Here is a 14,317-nt window from a genome sequence, read left to right on the forward strand (position 1 = left end):
AAAAGGGCGGATAGCCCGATCATTTGCTATCCGCCCTTGTGTTACCGGCGTGCGATCAGGTGTTGGGGCGTGGCTCGGACGCCAGACCCTTGATGACCGAAATCGACGCGATCAACAGCACGATAGTGAACGGGAAGCCAGTCGAGACGGCCATCGCCTGTAGTGCAACCAGCCCGCCACCGAGAATCAACGCGATCGCAACCAGACCTTCAAAGGTGCACCAGAACACACGCTGAGGTGTCGGCGAGTCGACCTTTCCGCCAGCGGAGATCACATCGATCACCAGTGATCCTGAGTCGGATGAGGTCACGAAGAACACCACCACCAGAATGATCGCGATGAACGAGGTGATCTGCGCCATCGGCAAAACATCCAGCATATTGAAAAGCTGCAATGGAAGTTCTGCCTCAGCGACCGCCTTGTATCCCTCATCGACAAACTGGTGAATTGCGGTCCCGCCGAACACGGTCATCCACAGGACGCAGGCCAGGGAGGGTACGATCAGAACTGATACGATGAATTCACGTACGGTGCGGCCACGGGATACGCGTGCGATAAACATGCCGACGAACGGTGACCAGGAGATCCACCATGCCCAATAGAACGCAGTCCAGCCCGCGGCAAAGTTAGAATCTTCGCGTCCGAACGGGTTTGCCAGCGCCGGCAGGTATTCCAGGTAGGAGACCAGATTACTGAAGAAGCCGGTCACCAGTGCCAGTGTTGGTCCGACGATGATCACAAACAGCAGCAACAGCGCCGCGAGAATCATGTTGATCTCGGAGAGGCGTTTTACACCGGCTTCAAGGCCCGCAAGTACAGAGATAGTAGCGATACCGGTAATACCGATAACCAGCAGTACCTGAGTGGTTTCACCCAGCGGGATATCAAACAGGTAGTTCAGTCCCGAGGCTGCCTGAGACGCGCCAAGGCCCAGCGAGGTTGCAAGACCGAACAGGGTCGCCAGCACGGCAAGGATGTCGATGACATGCCCAGGCCAGCCCCATATGGACTCGCCCAGCAGCGGGTAAAACACTGAGCGCATGGTCAGCGGCAGTCCCTTGTTGAACGAGAACAGCGCGAGCCCTAGCGCCAGTACGGCGTAGATGGCCCAGGGGTGCAGAGCCCAGTGGTAGATAGTAGCGGCCATGCCCAGTTGGCGAGCGGCAGCAGGATCGCCGGCTGCCGCTCCCAACGGCGCCCAGTCGGTACGCACGCCGTTTTCGACACTGGTGCCACCGAGCGAGCTTGAGAAGTGGGACAGCGGCTCGGACACACCGTAGAACATAAGTCCGATACCCATGCCAGCGGCAAACAGCATCGAGAACCACGCAAGATAGCTGTAATCCGGCTCGGCCAATGTACCGCCGAGGCGGACTTTTCCGAGCGGAGAAATCGTCAGCACCAGACAGATAATGACGAAGATGTTACCGGCGCTTAGAAAGAACCAGTCAAGGTTGGTGGTCAGCCAGCCGCGTAGCCCGCTGAACATCGGTTCGACCTGATTTTGAAACGCTAGAGTAAGCACAACAAAGGCGACTACCGCCAGCCCTGAGATGGCAAAGACCCTGTTATGAATATCCAGGCCAAAGGGTCCTACGTTGACAACGATATTGTCCTGACCGATCTGGTAGTCGGTGTCATACGGGTTGACCTCGCCGTCGGGTATCATCGGATCTTTAGAATCCGCCATATCGACTCTCCTTGGGGTTGGTTTGGGTGAGTGTCTTTAACCTGAGTTTCGGGCCGGTTACTACCGGAGTAGAATGTTGACCTGGGCGTCAGGTTGGGCACAGTATCGGGATGGCGCACCGTCATTGCAAATTTGGGGGCACTTTGAGGGTGGGGGGGAATGGCTGCCGAATTAGAGATACTCATCCTCGATCGCTGAAGCATTTTTTGCCAGTTCAGTCATAAGCTTAGCCAATGTCCGATGATTTGCCCCTGTCATATTGATGAATTGACAGAGGCGCGTTACCACTTGATTTGGAGTGAACACATGAGCATCGAAAGTGCCATCAGTTTTCTGATCGCAATCTTCATCTTCGGGATTACACCTGGCCCCGGGGTGTTTGCGCTTATTGCCAGAGCGTTACAGCGCGGGAGCTGGAGCTGCGTACCGCTTGCCGTGGGCATGATCGTGAGCGACATGATTTATCTGGTTCTCGCGTGTCTGGGGCTTGCTGCACTGGCCACCCATTGGGGCGAGGTGTTTACCGCGATTCGTCTGTTGGGGGCGGCTTATCTTTGCTATCTCGGGTGGAAAATGTGGACCGCGCCGGTTGTTCAGGCGAGCGAGGACGCCTCGGCGGGGCGTCGTGATGCGCTGCATGCGTTTATTCAGGGCTTTCTGATATCCGCTTCCAACCCCAAGGTTATCCTCTTCTACATTGCGTTCCTGCCCACCTTCATGGATGTGACCGTACTCAGTTCCGAAGGGATCGCTATCGCCTCGTTGCTGACGTTTGTCGGTCTGCTGGCCGGTTTGATGCTGATCGCTTTCAGTGCCGCGCAGGCGCGTCGATACCTGCGCTCTCCAAAAGCGGTCAAGGGTATGAACCGTACCTCCGGCTCGATCATGGCAATGGCTGGAGTCTATCTCGCTACTCGTCACTGAGTCTCGTACAAAGGTCGAAAAGCGAACAGATACGCTAGAAATTATGTTTCAGGGTGTCTAGTATTATCCTACTAAAACACTGAGATATTGTGCGAGACAGGCCTTGTCTCGCGCACGGCTGTGCTGCCCCTCTATATGACAGCTCCGCACTCGCCTTCGTGCGGGACTGTACGGCGCAAACCGGCGTTGTCCTGAGTAGCATGGATGCGGCGGTTGATAAGCGCTTCAGCCAAAGGTGCAAGGAGGTCCTGTTGGGGACGCGAATACTGATCATCGATGATGAACGCGCGATTCGGGAGATGTTTGCCCTCTACCTGAAGAGTCAGGGGTATGAGGTTGAGACCAGCGGCGACGGCGAAGAGGCGCTGGCGATGTGCGAGCGGGATCTGCCGGCGTTGGTAATGTGCGATCTGCGTATGCCTGGTCGGATGGATGGTCTGGATGTACTGGCGCGGCTAAGGGTCCGTTTTGAGGATCTGCCGGTGATAGTTGTCTCCGGCACCGGTGACATGGATGACGCTATTAAAGCGCTGCAACTGGGTGCCTGGGACTTTCTGACCAAACCACTGCCTGATCTTGAGGTGATGAAGCACGCGGTCGAGCGAATGCTCGAACGCAGTCGCCTGTTGCGTGAGAACAAGGACTACCGGCTTCATCTGGAGGAGGCGAATGACTATCTGGAGTTGAGTCTGGCCAGACGTCGGGAGGATGAAGCGGCGGGGCGGCGAATCCAGTTTGCACTGATGCCACCGGCCAAACGCCAGTTCGGGCAGTTTCAGTGCAGCCATCACATCCAGAGCTCGTCGTTACTCAGCGGCGATTTTATCGACTACTTCTCGATTGATCGCGACCGCTTTGGCTTCTACATGATCGACGTATCAGGCCATGGTGTGTCTTCGGCACTTATAACCGTGCTCGTAAAGAGCCAGGTCAGCCGTTTTCTGGAGGACTTCAGGCGTTACCGCGACGCCACGATTCTGGACCCATCGGCTTTGCTCAAGGCGCTCAATCGAAGTCTGCTGGAGAACGAATACGGTAAATACCTGACGATCTTTTACGGCATCATTGATGAACGCAAGAGTACGCTGACCTACTCCATCGGTGGTCACTTTCCCTACCCCTACTGTTTCGACGGTGATGCCGTGCTCCAGGTCGGTGATAAGAGTCCGCCTGTCGGTCTGTTTGAGGATGCCGAACACCGAAGCGCCAAACACCGTATCGGCGATCATTTTGCGCTTCGCCTGTTTTCCGACGGTGTGCTTGAGACCATGAGCGAGTTGAGCCTGAATGAGTGCAAGGAGGTGTTGCGCAATCTGTCGGCCAGAGGTGAACTCGATGCGCCGGAACTGGCCAATGAGATCGGCGTGTTGGGGCTGGATTCGCCGATAGATGATGCGAGTATTCTGTCGATACGGAGGGTATCCGCCAATGGCTGAGGGGCAGGTTTACTTTGCAAAGTCGGATGGGGTGCTGGTACTGCAGTTTGAAGGCGAGATTCGGTACACCCTGGCACCGCCACTTGATCGTTTTCTCGACATCCAGTTTGCCGACGGGACGTTGCAAAGCGTCTGCGTTGATCTGAACCGCGTCACCGCCATTGACAGTACAGGTATCGGGTTGTTGGCGAAAACGGCCAAACTGCTCAAACACAACAGCGAAGAAAAGCCGGTCCTGTTCAGCAGCAATGACGAGATCAATGAACTGCTCGGTGCTGTGTGCCTGGATAGCTATTGCATCATCGTGCAGGGGATAGCAGAGCCGGTTTCGCTGGAGAGCCTGCCGGAGTATGTCGCCGACGAGTCCGAGATGGCCGATACCATCCTCGAGGCCCATCGTATTCTGTGCGAGTTATCGGAGGATAATCGCGCGCAGTTCCAGAACGTGGTCGATGCGCTTGAGCGCGAACGCCACTGATCGACTTCGGCATAGCGCCGCGTCTTGTTGGCAGATATGGGAAGCCCATGAACAAGGATATCAATACCGACCTTGATACCATCGCCCGACTGGAACGCGAGTTGGCTGATGCGCGGGAGGCTGAAGGCCGCTACCGCCGGTTGCTGGAGGCGGCGCCCGATGCCGTGGTAGTCGTCGACAAGCGTGGACAGATCGTGCTGGTCAACGCTCAGGTTGTGACGCTGTTCGGCTATCAGAAAGCGGAATTGATCGGTCAACCTATCGAGTTGCTGGTGCCGGATCGGGCGCGCGGGCGTCATGTGGAGCACCGCGATCATTTTCTGAGCAACCATGCCGTACGTCCGATGGGATCGGGCCTGGATCTGGCCGCCCGTCGCCAGGATGGCAGCGAGATTCCGGTCGAGATCAGCCTCAGTCCGCTTGAAACCGATGAAGGCGTTCTGGTATCTGCGGCCATTCGCGACATAAGCGAGCGCCGTGCGGCGCAGCAGGCGTTACGGCGGGCCAAAGATGAGCTGGAAACCCGGGTGCGTGAGCGCACCTCCGAGCTGGAGCTCGCCAATATCGCACTGCAGGGCGAGATGGCGGACCGACAGGAGGCCGAGGAGGCCCTGCATCAGGCGCAGAAAATGGAGGCTGTCGGCCAGCTGACCGGAGGCGTTGCACACGACTTCAACAACCTGCTGACCATCATTAATGGCAACCTGCAGATTCTGGCCGGGCATTGCCGTGATGACGAGCTGGCGCAGGAACTGATCTCGGCAGCACTCAAGGCCGGACGCCGAGGGGCCGAACTCAACCGTACGCTGTTGGCCTTTTCGCGCCGACAAAGGCTGCAACCGGCGCTGATCGACCTCAGCGAGCTGGCCGAAGGGATGGTCAGTATGCTCAGGCGCACACTGGGTGAATCGATCGAGATTCAGGTGAGTGTGCCCCCAAGGCTGCCAAAGGCGTTGGCCGACCCGTCACAACTGGAGGTCGCGCTACTCAATCTGGCGGTCAATGCACGGGATGCGATGCCCAAGGGTGGGCGGCTGCTCATCGAGACCGCCAAGGTACATCTGGATGAGCATAGCGCGGCACTCGAAGGCGATGTGGCACCGGGGCCTTACGTTGTTCTGAGTGTGTCGGATAATGGCACCGGTATACCGGCTGACCTGCTCGGCCGGGTGTTCGAACCGTTTTTTACCACCAAGGAAACCGGCAAGGGCAGCGGGCTTGGGCTGGCGATGGTGTACGGTTTCGCCAAGCAGTCCGGTGGCCACGTCAAGGCGCACAGCGTCGAAGGGCAGGGTACCACCATCAAGCTCTTCCTGCCGCAGGCGGCAGAGGGGGGCGAAGTGGTGATGTCGGAAAAGGAGGCAAACGACAGCTGTACCGGGCATGAGCGCATACTGGTTGTAGAGGACGAGAAAGAGGTGCGAGCACTGGCTGTACGGGTGCTGCGCAGTCTTGGATACGAGGTGCTGGAAGCGGCCGATGGGCCGGCAGCGCTTGAACTGCTCGATCGCGATCCCGAGATCGACATGCTGTTTACCGATGTGGTGCTGCCCGGCGGCATGCATGGCCCCGATATCGCGCAGGCGGCGAGAAAGCTGCGTCCTGACCTGCCTGTACTCTACACCTCTGGATATACCGGTAATGCCATACAGCAACTGGAGGCGCTCAGTCAGGAGGTCAGGCTGATCGCTAAACCCTACGCCATTGAGGATCTGGCCGAGCAGATTCGCAGTGTGCTGGACGAAAGCCTCAGGGGTAGGGGATAAACTCGTCTTCATCGCCGGGCACTTTCGGATATTGCTGCAAACGCCAGGCCTCCTTGGCCTGCTCAATGCGCGCTTTGCGGCTGGAGACGAAGTTCCACTCGATGTAGCGCTTGCCGAGGGGCTCGCCTCCGATCATCGCAATGCGCGAGTCCTTCACCGCGTGGAGTTCGAGCCCATCTTGAGGGTGCAGAATCGCCAGAGCGTGTTCCGGAACCTCCTCCCCTCCCAGCGTCAGTGCGCCTTGTGCCAGATACACTGCACGTTCCTGAGCCGGTGGCAGGTGCAGGGTTTGTCCGGCTTTCATGTTGGCTTCAATGTATAGGGTGTCGGCGAAGGTTTTAACCGGTGATCTGACACCATAAGCCGTGCCCATCATCACCCTCACCGGCACGCCTGAAATATCCACCGCCGGGATGTCGTCGCTGGCGTAATGGTAAAACGCAGGCTCTATCTCCTCCTGATCCTCCGGCAGTGCCAGCCACAACTGAAGCCCATGCAGGCGTCTGGGTATCTCGCGGGCTTCGGGTCTTTCGCGCTCGGAGTGCACAATGCCACGTCCGGCCACCATCAGGTTGATATCGCCCGGGCGGATCAGCTGCACGCTGCCCAGTGAGTCCCGGTGCAGCATTTCGCCTTCGAAAAGGTAGGTGACCGTGGCAAGGTTGATATGAGGATGGGGCCGCACGTCGATCCCTTCACCGGCCGGAAAGTCCGTGGGGCCCATATGATCGAAGAAGATCCACGGGCCCACCATCTTGCGCTGAACCACCGGTAATACCCGCCTGACCGAAAAACCGCCGATATCTTTGTCGCGTGGCGTGATGATTATTTCGATTGTACTCATGCTGGCTCCGGGTGGTTTACGGATGCGTGGGTTCAGCATAGGTGTTGAACTGCATTTGGGCCAAGCGGGGCAACGGGGTTGACTGTGCCTGCCGTCAAGCCGATGCTCCGCCTTTTATCAACACAGGGGGATGCGCCGTGATCTTTGATCCGCCATTGGAGTCGGTGACGTTGCTGCGCCGTTATAAGCGATTCATGGCCGATGTGCGCCGTGCCGACGGGCGTGAGATCACTGTGCACTGTCCCAATACCGGGTCGATGAAGAATTGCGTGCTGCCCGGTATCGAGCAGGCCGCGCTGATCTCCGACAGTGGCAACGACAAGCGCAAGTACCGGCACACGCTCGAAGCGGTGCAGGTGGCGCATGGCCATTGGGCGGGGGTTAACACCGGGCGTACCAATGCCCTGGTCGAAGAGGCCGTGCGCGAGGGGATGATTGCCGAGCTCTCGCCCGCGCAGGGCGTCGAACGTGAGGTCCGTTATGGCGATAGTCGCTTTGATCTGGCGCTCGGTGATCGGGCCGCTCCGCATACTTTCATCGAGGTTAAGAACGTGACGCTCGGGCCGGGCCCCGAGGATGACGATGACGGTGTTATCGCCTTCCCCGACTCGGTAACCGAGCGCGGCCAGAAGCATCTGCAAACGTTGATGCAGGTGGTGGCCGAGGGTAGGCGGGCCGCGCTTGTGTTCTGTGTTCAGCACACCGGGGCGAGGATGTTTCGACCGGCGGACGAGGTTGATCCGCGCTATGGTGCACTGCTGCGCGAAGCGCGGGAGAGGGGCGTAATCCTGCTGGCCTGGCGTACGGGAATATCGGCCAATTGTTTCAGGCTGGAGTGCCCGTTGCCTCTGGATCTCTCCTAGGCGCTGTAGGCTTGTTCAAGGGCGCTGAGCAGATCCGCAGACAAGCGTTCCTGTGCGGTATTGAACAACTCCCGCTCCTCAAAACGGACATGGTTTGCGAGCAGGTCGCCGAACGCATGCAGAGCGTCAAGGTTTCGAGGGGCGCCCGGTTGAAAATGAGCGCGCAGTTGGCGGTGCTCTTCATGCAAGCGCTCGACAAGCGCAGTTTCCCCGATCTCTGTTAGCGGTGCCGATAGATACTGCTCCTCGATCGTGAAGTGTCGTTCGAGTTCGGCGGCGTATGCCTGTTCGATCTCTGTCCACAGTCGGATCAGTGCGGCGTCGCCCTGGTCAGAGGCGTGTTTCGCTTTCTTGGCGATTACCAGTGCCCGGTGATGATCACTGGAGAGCCCACGAAGTGCATCGATCCTTTTCATGCAATTAAAATCTATTTTAAGTGTTCGACCGATTGTCTAACACGGTCAGGGCAGGTTCAAGTGCAAAAAAAGGGAGCCGGGCAGGGCTCCCATGAAGGGGCTTCACAGGCCAGGAGAGGACCTTAGAAGGTGCGGGAGATGCTGACGACCAAGGCGTTATCGTTGCGGAACAATCCGGAATCGGTTTCGTCTTCGCTGTCGATGCTGGTGATAATGTACGCCGCGGAAAGATCAAGACCTGCAAAGCTGCCGGAGAGGCCGATGGAGTAGTCCTCGAAGTCATCTATGTCGGCCTTGCCCCAGTAATCACCAAAGCTGTGACCGGCGTGCAGGTCCAGGCTGATATCGTTGGGCAGCGGGTGGCTGTAATCGACGGCGATGTACTGACCGGCTTCCCCGGTATTGAAGTAGTCGTTGGCGTAGCCGTAGGTGATTGAGGCGTTGCCGTAGTACAGGCTCAGGTTGAGCTGGCCGTAGTCGCCGTCGTAGGCGTCATAGCCGGGGTAGGTGTACCAGGCGTAATTGACGTCGTAGCTCAGATCATCAGTGAGCTCGCCACCGTAACCGACGTAGTAGTCGATCTCGAGGTTGGCGTCGTCGCCGAAGTCCACGTTGCTACCCCAGATACCGGCGTAGAGTCCGTTATCGAAGGCGACATCCAGACTGCCCTGAATAGCCGGGTCACCTGCGGTCTGAGAGATACCGTTGTAACGGTAGTCGTTGGTAAAACCGATGGTGCCAGAGGTTTCCGCGGCAAAGGCGGGGGTGATGGCCATGGCGCCTAGAACGCTTAAAACAAGCTTTCTCATTAGAACACTCCTTGGAACGGGGTTGGGTTTAACGATTCATGTCAAACGGACGCTGTGCAGTAGCGCGGGAATCTACGGGGTGGGCCGGTTGGGCGGCAATATCCCCAAAGGGATAGGTGCCGCACGCACCTAAGCTTTATGCCGCTTCGCTCTGCGTAAAATGTTTGCCCAAGAGGGCGTGATAGAAATCCTTGTCCGAGAGCATGCCGACCAGTCGATCCTCTTCACTGAGCAGGATCGGTTGGCCGCTGCGGTAGCGAAGTTCGATGGCGGTACGCATCGAAATATCAGGGTTGGCCACGATCAGCATGTTCTCGCCTACCTCATCGATACAGGTGCTCTCCTGCCACTGACGTATCTCCAGAGGCTGCCCGCCACGCTGCGCTGATACCGGTCGGCCTGCGCTGATGTGAACATGGCTTTGATCATGGACGTTGAGCATCAAGCGGTCGCTGTCGATCTGCAGGGCGGCGATACCGGTCATTAGCGAACGCCCGCGCAGCACATTCAGCGGGTTGGTGTGGGCGACAAACTTCTCGACATAGGTGTTGCTGGGGTTGAGTACAATATCTTCAGGCTTGCCGTGCTGAATGATCCGGGCGGACTCCATGATCGCGATGTTGGTGCCGATCTTCAGCGCCTCATCCAGATCGTGACTGACGAACAGAATGGTCTTGTTGAGCTGGCGTTGCAGCGCGATCAATTCATCCTGCAATTGGGCGCGGATCAGCGGATCCAGTGCGGAGAAGGGTTCGTCCATCAGCAGGATATCGCTGTCCATGGCGAAGGCGCGGGCTAGACCAACGCGCTGCTGCATACCGCCGGAGAGTTCGTGAGGCAGTTTATTGGCCCAGTCGGCGAGGCCGACCATATCCAGTTTCTCCAGCGCGCGCTTGCGGCGTTCGCTCTTGCCGATCCCCTGCATTTCAAGGCCGAAGGCGACATTGTCGACAACGCTGAGCCAGGGCATGAGCGCGAACTTCTGGAACACCATGGAGATACGCTTGCGGCGAAGTTCGCGCAGGTGCAGGGCGTCGCATCTGCCCAGATCGACCATGCGCTCGCCATCGAGTACCTCCAGCGTGCCTCGGCTGACCGGGTTAAGCCCATTGACGGCACGAAGCAGGCTCGATTTGCCCGAGCCCGACAGCCCCATCAGAACACAGATCTCGCCCTGCTCTACATCAATGCTGGCATCATGCACGCCGACCACATCGCCGGTAGCCTCCAGAATTTGCTGGCGGCCCTGACCGTTATCGAGCAGCTTCAGGGTTTGCGCGACGTTGTTGCCGAACACCACATCCAGATTGCGAATACTGACAGCTTTCATCGGATTACCCCGCTTTACGTTTGCTGGTTCGGCGTGCCGGTGCCTTGCACAGGCGATCAAGGATTACGGCTACCAGCACGATGGCAAGGCCCGCTTCAAACCCCTGCGAGATGTTGACCGTGTTGAGCGCGCGCACCACTGGCTTGCCCAGGCCGTCGGCGCCAACCAGTGCGGCGATCACCACCATCGACAGCGACAGCATGATGCACTGGGTGATACCGGCCATGATTTGCGGCATCGCAGCTGGCAGCTCCACTTTTAACAGCAGTTTCGACGGTGTCGCGCCAAACGCCTTTCCCGCTTCGAGCAGCTCTGCTGGCACGCTGCTGATACCGAGGTAGGTGAGCCGGATCGGTGCGGCGATGGCAAAAATGATCGTCGAGATCAGCCCTGGCACGACGCCAAGACCGAATAGCACCAGCGTTGGAATCAGATAGACGAAAGTGGGGATCGTCTGCATCAGATCCAGAATCGGGCGCAGTGCGGTATAGAGCCAGGGCTTGTGAGCCGCCAGAATGCCCACCGGTACGCCGATCAGGACGCACAGCATCGTGGCTGCCAGCACTAGCACGAAAGTCTCCAGCATCTCCTGCCAGTAACCCAGATTCAGGATCAGCAGCAGGGCGAGGGTGACAAATATCACTAGTGCGATACTGCGGTGCCAGAACCAGGCGATTGCCGCCGTGGCGAGAATCGGCACCACTGGTGGAAACCACTGCATCAGCGTAACCAGATTGAGAATGAGCCACTCCAGTGAGATAGAGATGGCATCGAACAGACCCGATGCGTGGGTGGTCAGCCAGTCCACCAGGTCTTCGATAGCCGCACCGAGCGGCAACTTGTATTCGGTCAGCCAGTTCATCGTGTCCACCTGCTTTTAGAGTCCAAGGTGGCCGCGAACTGCATCGAGCGCCTCGGCACCGTCGACAGTCGTAACACCGGCCAGCCAACGGTCCAGAACCTGCGGGTTAGCCTGTAGCCATTGCTTGGCGGCCGCTTCTGGTTTTTCGCCGCCATCGAGGATCAGTGCCATTACCTCGTTTTCGAGCGTGAGGCTGAACTCCAGATTGGTCAGCAGCTTGCCGACGTTGGCGCACTCTTCGGTGTAGCCCTTGCGTACGTTGGTGTAGACGTTGGCACCGCCGTAGTCAGGGCCAAAGTAGTCATCGCCGCCGGAGAGGTATTCGATCTCGAAGTTGGAGTTCATCGGGTGCGGTGCCCAGCCCAGAAACGCGACCCAGTCATCGTGTTTAACGGCGCGAGCGATCTGCGACACCATGCCCGCTTCACTGGACTCGACCAGTTTGAAATCCTTCAGGCCGAAGGCATCGGAATCGATCATCGCCTGAATCAGGCGGTTGCCATCGTTGCCGGGCTCGATACCGTAGATGCGGCCCTTGAACTTGTCGGTGTGCTTGGCGATATCGGCGAAGGAGTGAACACCGGCGTCATAGACATACTTCGGGACGGCCAGGGTGTACTTGGCGCCCTCGAGATTGGCACGCACGGTTTCCACGGTACCGTTGTCGCGATACTTGGCAATATCGGCTTCCATGGTCGGCATCCAGTTGCCGAGAAATACGTCGATAGAGCCGTTGGCCAAGGTGTTGTAGGTCACCGGGACCGACAGAAGATGGGTCTTGGTTTTGTAACCGAGGCCGTTGAGCACCTCGCTGGTGATGGCTGTGGTCGCTGTGATGTCGGTCCACCCCACATCGGCAAAGGTTACGGTAGAGCAGTCGGCAGCCTGAGCCGAAGCAGATGCGCCCAGCAATCCCCCGATCATCAGCGCCGTGCAACGGCGGCGGAAGGCGTTGATGGATCCGGTGGCGCAATGTGTGGTGTTCAGTTTTGTCATCGGTCGATACCTCTTAGGCGTAATCTTGTATTTATGGGGCACTAGCAAAGGATCAGATCGAACGGGCCGCGGAGCTTCTGCTCTCTTTAGGCCTTAAGGTCAGGCAGGTGCCTCCTGCAGAATTGAGTGAACAGGGCTTTCGGGGTGTGTGTGCAGCATCGGGCGTGTAGCCATGCCTGAGCGCTGGCGCGTGGGCCATTGCTCATCGATCCAGACCGGCGCGTCAGCGCTTGGCAAGGGTGTACGTCCCAGAATCAGATCGGCGGCTTTCTCCGCCACCATGATGGTCGGCGCGTTCAGGTTGCCGTTGGTGATGGTGGGGAAAATCGACGAATCCACCACGCGAAGGCCCTTGAGCCCTCGTACCCGGCACTCGGGATCGACCACCGCCATCGCATCGTCCTGTGCCCCCATCCGGCAGGAGCAGGAGGGGTGATAGGCACTCTCCACGTTTTGGCGAACCCAGGCGTCGATCTCCTCGTCGCTCTGTACGTTCACACCGGGCTGAATCTCTTCGCCGCGATAGTCATCCAGTGCGGGCTGGCCCAGAATCTCGCGGGTCAGGCGGATGGTGTCGCGCCAATCCTGAATATCCTGCTGGGTGCTCAGATAGTTGAAACGGATCTCTGGCGGTGTGTACGGATCGGCGCTGGTGATGCGAACGGTGCCGCGGCTCTCGGGCTTGTTGGGCCCCACGTGCACCTGAAAACCATGACCGTCGAAGGCGGCGCGGCCGTCGTAACGCATGGCCGCAGGCAGGAAGTGGTACTGGATGTTGGGCCACTTGAGTCCGGCGCGAGAACGGATAAAACCGCAGGACTCGAAATGGTTAGTGGCGCCCAGACCATCCTTGAACAGCATCCAGCGGCTGCCGATCAGACCCATGCTGATCAGGTCGAGCTTGCCGTTAAGGGTGATCTTTTCGTTGCAGCGGTACTGGAAGTAAACCTCCAGATGATCCTGCAGGTTTTCGCCGACACCGGGCAGCGCATGGCGCACCTCGACACCGGCCTGCCTGAGCACATCGGGGTTGCCGATGCCCGAGAGCTGCAGCAGGTGAGGCGAGCCTATGGACCCGGCCGAGAGGATCACCTCCTTGCTCGCCCTCGCGTGTACGATCTGGCCGTTCAGTTCGTACTCCACGCCAACGGCGCGAGCCTCCTCAAGCAGAACCCGTCTACAGGTGACGCCCTGCTGCAGTTTGAGGTTATGGCGGTTCAGTGCTTCACGCAGGTAAGCGTTGGAGGTGGAGGCACGCACACCGCTGCGTACCGTCATGTGCATGGGGCCGAACCCCTCCTGACAGAAGCCGTTATAGTCGGCGGTTTCTGGATAACCGGCTTCGACACCGGCATCGATAAACGCCTGATACAGCGGGTTTAGCGACATCTCGTTGCCATTGCAGGTCGCCAGAGGGCCGTCGCCGCCACGGTAGGTGTCAGCACCGCCTGACCAGGTTTCGGCGCGCTTGAAGTAGGGCAGGCAGTTTTCATAGTTCCAACCCTGTGCGCCGTGCTCGGCCCATTCGTCGAAGTCACAGGCGTGCCCGCGCACATACACCATACCGTTGATCGAGGAGCTGCCACCGAGCACCTTGCCTCGCGGACAGTGCAACGCACGGCCATCGATCCCAGCATCCTTCTCAGCGTGGAACTGCCAGGTGTGGCGTTCGTTGTTCATCGGATAGGAGAGGGCGGTCGGCATCTGGATGAACAGGCTGCTATCAGAGCCTCCAGCCTCCAGCAAAAGTACGCGGTTATGGCCGTCGGTGGAGAGTCGGTTCGCCAGTACGCAACCGGCTGAACCGGCGCCAACAATGATGTAATCGAATTCGTTCATCGGTCTGTACCCGGAATCACGTAGTTAATCGTCTTGATCAGGCGTAGGGCGATTCGATATCGCC

General features: G+C 58.5%; 13 protein-coding genes. 5 read left to right on the top strand and 8 right to left on the bottom strand.

What is annotated here, in order from left to right; genetic code table 11:
* Positions 1-55: 55 nt before the first annotated feature.
* Positions 56-1,690 (bottom strand): BCCT family transporter, encoded by a 1,635-nt coding sequence (locus ADIMK_RS10860; protein WP_036187672.1) that lies wholly within the window; start codon positions 1,688-1,690, stop codon positions 56-58.
* 306 nt (positions 1,691-1,996) lie between these two features.
* Here ADIMK_RS10860 and ADIMK_RS10865 point away from each other — a divergent pair, with 306 nt between their 5' ends.
* The 4 genes from ADIMK_RS10865 (at position 1,997) to ADIMK_RS10880 (ending at position 6,294) form a co-directional block, all read left to right on the top strand.
* Positions 1,997-2,614: a LysE family translocator gene (locus ADIMK_RS10865; RefSeq protein WP_036187675.1), complete on the top strand. Its 618-nt coding sequence runs from the start codon at positions 1,997-1,999 to the stop codon at positions 2,612-2,614.
* Between the two features lie 251 nt (positions 2,615-2,865).
* On the top strand, positions 2,866-4,050 hold the full coding sequence (locus ADIMK_RS10870) for a response regulator (RefSeq protein ID WP_197027521.1): 1,185 nt from the start codon (positions 2,866-2,868) through the stop codon (positions 4,048-4,050).
* The gene (locus ADIMK_RS10875) at positions 4,043-4,528 is read left to right on the top strand and encodes an STAS domain-containing protein (protein ID WP_036187677.1); all 486 of its coding nucleotides are present in this window, start codon (positions 4,043-4,045) and stop codon (positions 4,526-4,528) included. Before ADIMK_RS10870 ends, ADIMK_RS10875 begins: the two co-directional genes overlap by 8 nt.
* Positions 4,529-4,575: 47 nt before the next feature.
* Positions 4,576-6,294: a PAS domain S-box protein gene (locus ADIMK_RS10880; protein WP_036187682.1), complete on the top strand. Its 1,719-nt coding sequence runs from the start codon at positions 4,576-4,578 to the stop codon at positions 6,292-6,294.
* On the opposite strand, the gene ADIMK_RS10885 is transcribed toward ADIMK_RS10880, so the two are convergent.
* Entirely contained in the window at positions 6,278-7,138 is an 861-nt protein-coding gene (locus tag ADIMK_RS10885) for a pirin family protein (RefSeq protein WP_231517040.1), read from the bottom strand. The two genes, ADIMK_RS10880 and ADIMK_RS10885, sit on opposite strands and share 17 nt — an antisense overlap.
* A gap of 137 nt (positions 7,139-7,275) precedes the next feature.
* On the opposite strand from ADIMK_RS10885, the gene sfsA reads away from it, so the two are divergent.
* Positions 7,276-8,001 carry a DNA/RNA nuclease SfsA gene (gene sfsA, locus ADIMK_RS10890; RefSeq protein WP_036187737.1) on the top strand — a complete coding sequence of 242 codons (726 nt, stop codon included), beginning with the start codon at positions 7,276-7,278 and terminating at the stop codon, positions 7,999-8,001.
* On the opposite strand, the gene ADIMK_RS21350 is transcribed toward sfsA, so the two are convergent.
* From ADIMK_RS21350 to betA, 6 genes are all read right to left on the bottom strand, one after another.
* Positions 7,998-8,417, bottom strand: coding sequence for a hemerythrin domain-containing protein (locus ADIMK_RS21350; protein WP_051692867.1), 420 nt, complete (start codon positions 8,415-8,417; stop codon positions 7,998-8,000). The genes sfsA and ADIMK_RS21350 overlap by 4 nt on opposite strands.
* A gap of 122 nt (positions 8,418-8,539) precedes the next feature.
* The gene (locus tag ADIMK_RS10900; protein ID WP_036187687.1) at positions 8,540-9,226 is read right to left on the bottom strand and encodes a TorF family putative porin; all 687 of its coding nucleotides are present in this window, start codon (positions 9,224-9,226) and stop codon (positions 8,540-8,542) included.
* Between the two features lie 136 nt (positions 9,227-9,362).
* Positions 9,363-10,556: a choline ABC transporter ATP-binding protein gene (gene choV / locus ADIMK_RS10905; RefSeq protein ID WP_036187689.1), complete on the bottom strand. Its 1,194-nt coding sequence runs from the start codon at positions 10,554-10,556 to the stop codon at positions 9,363-9,365.
* Positions 10,557-10,560: 4 nt separating this feature from the next.
* Positions 10,561-11,418 (bottom strand): choline ABC transporter permease subunit, encoded by an 858-nt coding sequence (gene choW / locus ADIMK_RS10910; RefSeq protein WP_036187690.1) that lies wholly within the window; start codon positions 11,416-11,418, stop codon positions 10,561-10,563.
* A gap of 15 nt (positions 11,419-11,433) precedes the next feature.
* Positions 11,434-12,342 carry a choline ABC transporter substrate-binding protein gene (locus tag ADIMK_RS10915; RefSeq protein WP_036187743.1) on the bottom strand — a complete coding sequence of 303 codons (909 nt, stop codon included), beginning with the start codon at positions 12,340-12,342 and terminating at the stop codon, positions 11,434-11,436.
* 171 nt (positions 12,343-12,513) lie between these two features.
* Positions 12,514-14,253 carry a choline dehydrogenase gene (gene betA / locus ADIMK_RS10920; RefSeq protein ID WP_036187693.1) on the bottom strand — a complete coding sequence of 580 codons (1,740 nt, stop codon included), beginning with the start codon at positions 14,251-14,253 and terminating at the stop codon, positions 12,514-12,516.
* Positions 14,254-14,317: the final 64 nt, after the last annotated feature.

Origin of the sequence: Marinobacterium lacunae (assembly GCF_000705555.1) — a bacterium.
In the GTDB taxonomy this organism is placed as follows: Bacteria; Pseudomonadota; Gammaproteobacteria; order Pseudomonadales; family Balneatricaceae; genus Marinobacterium_D; species Marinobacterium_D lacunae.

Bases quoted from the DNA above. Each gene is read 5' to 3' on its own strand.
- ADIMK_RS10865 (WP_036187675.1), top strand. From the start codon at position 1,997: ATGAGCATCGAAAGTGCCATCAGTTTTCTGATCGCAATCTTCATCTTC.
- ADIMK_RS21350 (WP_051692867.1), bottom strand. From the start codon at position 8,417: ATGAAAAGGATCGATGCACTTCGTGGGCTCTCCAGTGATCATCACCGG.
- ADIMK_RS10880 (WP_036187682.1), top strand. From the start codon at position 4,576: ATGAACAAGGATATCAATACCGACCTTGATACCATCGCCCGACTGGAA.
- ADIMK_RS10900 (WP_036187687.1), bottom strand. From the start codon at position 9,226: ATGAGAAAGCTTGTTTTAAGCGTTCTAGGCGCCATGGCCATCACCCCC.
- choV (WP_036187689.1), bottom strand. From the start codon at position 10,556: ATGAAAGCTGTCAGTATTCGCAATCTGGATGTGGTGTTCGGCAACAAC.
- ADIMK_RS10915 (WP_036187743.1), bottom strand. From the start codon at position 12,342: ATGATCGGGGGATTGCTGGGCGCATCTGCTTCGGCTCAGGCTGCCGAC.
- ADIMK_RS10875 (WP_036187677.1), top strand. From the start codon at position 4,043: ATGGCTGAGGGGCAGGTTTACTTTGCAAAGTCGGATGGGGTGCTGGTA.
- ADIMK_RS10860 (WP_036187672.1), bottom strand. From the start codon at position 1,690: ATGGCGGATTCTAAAGATCCGATGATACCCGACGGCGAGGTCAACCCG.
- choW (WP_036187690.1), bottom strand. From the start codon at position 11,418: ATGAACTGGCTGACCGAATACAAGTTGCCGCTCGGTGCGGCTATCGAA.
- betA (WP_036187693.1), bottom strand. From the start codon at position 14,253: ATGAACGAATTCGATTACATCATTGTTGGCGCCGGTTCAGCCGGTTGC.
- ADIMK_RS10885 (WP_231517040.1), bottom strand. From the start codon at position 7,138: ATGAGTACAATCGAAATAATCATCACGCCACGCGACAAAGATATCGGC.